Raw genomic sequence first — 4,473 nt, 5'->3', positions numbered from 1 at the left:
GTACGGAAAGAGCAAGAGCCCCAATGCGAGCACCAGCTGCTCTTTTCGGTATTCCGTATTCAAGATCCCGAATACCGATGACGGAATACAGAGTACAGAAAGAGCAAAAGCCCCAATGCAAGCACAAGACCGCTCTTCTCCGTATTCCGTATTCAAGATCCCGAATACCGATGACGGAATACAGAGTACGGAAAGAGCAAGAGCCCCAATGCAAGCACAAGACCGTTCTTCTCCGTATTCCGTATTCAAGATCCCGAATACAGATGACGGAATACAGAGTACAGAAAGAGCAAAAGCCCCAATGCAAGCACGAGGCTGCTCTTTTCCGTATTCTGTAAGCGAAGCGCTCCGTATTCCAATTCCCGAATACCGATGACGGAATACAGAGTACGGAAAGAGCAAGAGCCCCAATGCAAGCACGAGGCTGCTCTTCTCCGTATTCCGTCATCTCTTTCCGCCCACTCCCTCGCAAAATTCCCCAAACACCATACAGCTCAACCACCTACCTCGCTTATCCTCATCCGCACATTCATAAACGGTGGATGATGCCATGTTATTTATTACCAGCCGTATTCCTGAGCAAGGGCCGACCAGTGAGGCCGGCCGTTGGTTAAACTTTGATAGCCAAAATACCGATATCTCAAAGTGGGTGTATTTTTGCCAGCGCGCCGGGCAGGGTGAATACCAAGAGATCACCGCGGCGCCGTTTATGGCCAAACTGAAAGCCTTACCCGCGCATACTCAAATCCTCTTTTTGCTCCATGGCTACAATAACCAAATGGAGCGCAACATCTTCCCAATGGCGCAGACCTTACAACACCAGTTTGATCGCCTCTCCCCCAACGCTATGCTGGTGGTGCCGATTATCTGGCCCTGTGACGACGATGGCCGGCTCGGTGCTATCGATGATTATTGGGACGACCAACTCGCCGCCACCGCGTCAGGATTGGCATTTAGCCGCTTACTGGCGATGTTTGATGATTGGCGCCGCGCCCCCGAGCAACAAACCACCCCGTGCAAACGCCGCATGAACGTGCTTGCTCACTCCATGGGCAATCGCACCTTAATCAGCACCTTTTCCCATTGGCACCAACACGCCGGGCTCGACACCATGCCGCAATGGTTTCGGCATATCTTTATGATGGCCGCCGATGTCGATAACCAAGCCCTAGAGCCACACCAACCGGGCAGGGCAGTGCTGGATGCCGCCAAACAAGTCCACGTTTACTATGCCGCCGATGATATCGCCATGGCCGCCTCAAAAGTGGTCAACGTACGCCACCGCACCGTCACCCGGCGATTAGGCATGACCGGCCCCGAAAACCTCGACGCACTTCCTGCGAACAAAGTGACGGTAACCGACTGCGACGCCTTTAACGACCAATTCGACCCAAATTGGGGCCATACCTATTTCCTCACCGACGACAACGGCCACCCAAGCCCATTGATAGAACAGATGATGGATAAGATGATAAAAGATTGAAGGCGGGGAAGAGCAGCCCGATGCGAGCACGGTTTGCTCTTCTCCGTATTCTGTAAGCGAAGTGCTCCGTATTCCTATTCCCGAATACAGATGACGGAATACAGAGTACAGAAAGAGCAAGGGCCCGGAGGCGAGCACGAGGCTGCTCTTCTCCGTATTCCGTATTCCGTATTCCGTATGCCATAATCTTTTCCCTAGGATCCGACCATGCCCAACACCTCAATAAACAATGAAACCCTCACCGTCACTCACCATGGTGGCTATCAAACCGTGACTGGCTCTTGTCACCAAGTTGATATAAAACCCAGTGGTTTACGCTTGCTGGTTGACTGCGGCCAATACCAAGGTGATGAAGCGCGGGCGGCGAGGGTGAGCTTAAATGGCAAACGCATTGATGCGCTGATTCTCACTCATGCCCATATTGATCACTGTGGTTTGCTGCCTTGGCTACTGGCAGCTGGCTTTAACGGTCCCATTTATTGCACCGAGGCCACCGCTGCATTGGTGCCGCTATTGATTGACGACACCTTAAAGTTGCAACTCAACATGAATTACGGTGATCGTCAGCGGGTACTTGAGCGCATTTGCCAGTTAACCGTGACCTTGCCTTACAACAGCTGGCACCGGCTAAAGCCTAAGCAAAAAGGGCAGCCAGCAACCTATTTGCGCTTGCAACCGGCCGGGCATATTTTGGGGTCATCCTACGTAGAGTTAAAACTGCCGGACCAACAACGGGTAGTGTTCTCGGGCGATTTAGGCCCAAGCAACACGCCACTGCTACCTGATCCAATCCCGCCAAGCCGCGCCGATATTTTGTTTTTAGAATCCACCTATGGCGACAAAACCCATGAGTCCGTCGCCACCCGCGCCCAGCGGCTCGAGGCGATTATTCAACGCTCACTAGAAGACGGTGGCGCGATATTGATCCCGGCGTTCAGTATCGGCCGCACCCAAGAGCTGTTGTTTGATATCGAGCAGCTTATCCATCAAAAGCAGCTTGATGAGGCGCTCCCTATTATTCTCGACTCGCCCATGGCGCAAAAAGTCACACGTCACTATCGCCAGTTTAAAAAGCTATGGAGCAAAGAGGCCAAAACCAAGCTTAATCAACACCGCCATCCGTTAGCCTTTGAGCAATGCATCACCATTGATGAACACAGCCAACACATGGCACTGGTCAATCGCCTCAAACAAAGCGGCGAGCCGGCCATTGTGGTCGCCGCCTCCGGCATGTGCCAAGGCGGACGGATTATGAATTATCTTGCCGCCTTGCTGGAAGACAAACGCACCGATGTGATCTTTGCCGGTTACCAAGCCCAACACACCCTTGGCCGCGATATTCAGCAAGGTAACCCACAGGTGTGGATAGACAACACGCAAGTCACGGTCAACGCCCAAATCCACACAATTTCTGGCTACTCCGCCCACGCCGATCAAAATGACCTGGTCAAGTTCGTAAAAGGCATCCAACCACCACCCAAGCAGATCCACTTAATCCACGGCGAACCGGACAGCCAACGGGAACTAGCTGCTCTTCTCCGTACTCCGTAAGCGAAGCGCTCCGTATTCCCATTCCCGAATACAGATGACGGAATACAGAGTACAGAAAGAGCAAAGGCCCGGATGCGAGCACGGTTTGCTCTTCTCGGTAACCCGTAAGCGAAGCGCTCCGTATTCCCATTCCCGAATACAGATGACGGAATACAGAGTACAGAAAGAGCATAATCCCCAATGCGCACACGGTTTGCTCTTTCCCGTAAATTGTTGCCTAAAAACCCACCACACCGCCTGCGTAATGTCGACTTAAGCGTGCACTTTGAGCGGGAACTGGTCGTTAAACAGCGTAGGACTCTAAATATGGCTCCAAAAAAAGTTCTAACAATATTTGGGACGCGTCCCGAAGCGATAAAAATGGCCCCACTCGTCCATGCTCTAGCTGACGACGCACGCTTTGAGGCTAAATGTTGTGTGACGGCTCAACATCGAGAAATGCTCGATCAAGTACTGGACTTATTTGAGATTACACCAGATTACGATTTAGATCTTATGCAAGCAGGTCAAACACTTAATGATGTGACTGCCCGTATCCTGATTGAACTAAAACCTGTCTTGCAGGAATTCCAACCCGAGATAGTTCTCGTTCATGGTGATACGGCGACTACTTTTGCTGCTGGCCTGGCCTCGTATTATGAGAAAATTGCTGTTGGGCATGTTGAAGCAGGTTTGCGTACAGGGAATGTCTACTCGCCATGGCCAGAAGAAGCCAATCGTAAGTTAACTGGCACGTTAACTAAATACCATTTTGCTCCAACTGAAACATCCAAAAAAAACTTGCTAAAAGAAAATTATGCTGAAGAAGATATTTTTGTTACCGGGAATACAGTGATTGATACGCTGCAATTAGTTAAGAAAAAGATTGATAGCGATGTAGAGCTAAAATCCAGACTAGCGTCTCAGTTCCCTTACTTAGACAAAGATAAAAAATTAATTTTAGTGACAGGACATCGACGCGAGAGTTTTGGTGATGGGTTTGAACGCATATGTCAAGCACTAGCTGTCATTGCAAAACAGTATCCTGAATCACAAGTAATATATCCAGTGCATTTAAACCCTCAGGTACGTGAGCCGGTAAATAGACTACTCTCTGGATTAGATAATGTGCATTTAATTGAGCCCCAAGAATATCTACCTTTTATTTACTTATTAAGTCGCGCTTATATTATCTTGACCGATTCTGGCGGGATTCAGGAGGAAGCACCATCCTTAGGAAAGCCTGTTTTAGTAATGCGTGATACTACAGAACGGCCAGAAGCTGTATCAGCAGGCACGGTTAAACTTGTAGGCACTGACGTGGATAAAATTGTTACTGGTATAGAAGCATTACTTACTAATGATCAGGCTTATAAAACGATGAGTCATGCGCACTTGTTACTGGTATAGAAGCATTACTTACTAATGATCAGGCTTATAAAACGATGAGTCATGCGCAC

The 4,473-nt window shown here is 49.6% G+C and carries 3 protein-coding genes; all 3 read left to right on the top strand.

Going from position 1 to position 4,473, the window contains the following annotated elements; all coding sequences use genetic code 11:
* The first annotated feature begins 550 nt into the window (after nucleotides 1-550).
* On the top strand, nucleotides 551-1,483 hold the full coding sequence (locus BZG79_RS12160; protein ID WP_077774497.1) for an alpha/beta hydrolase: 933 nt from the start codon (nucleotides 551-553) through the stop codon (nucleotides 1,481-1,483).
* A 207-nt stretch (nucleotides 1,484-1,690) separates the two neighbouring features.
* Nucleotides 1,691-3,034 (top strand): MBL fold metallo-hydrolase, encoded by a 1,344-nt coding sequence (locus tag BZG79_RS12155; RefSeq protein WP_077774496.1) that lies wholly within the window; start codon nucleotides 1,691-1,693, stop codon nucleotides 3,032-3,034.
* Between the two features lie 306 nt (nucleotides 3,035-3,340).
* Nucleotides 3,341-4,423: a UDP-N-acetylglucosamine 2-epimerase (non-hydrolyzing) gene (gene wecB / locus BZG79_RS12150; RefSeq protein ID WP_077774498.1), complete on the top strand. Its 1,083-nt coding sequence runs from the start codon at nucleotides 3,341-3,343 to the stop codon at nucleotides 4,421-4,423.
* Nucleotides 4,424-4,473 lie beyond the last annotated feature (50 nt).

It is taken from the genome of Salinivibrio sp. MA427 (assembly GCF_001996115.1).
GTDB lineage: Bacteria > Pseudomonadota > Gammaproteobacteria > Enterobacterales > Vibrionaceae > Salinivibrio > Salinivibrio costicola.
Note: the sequence above shows the minus strand (reverse complement) of the source record. Positions and strands in the feature narration are given on the sequence as shown.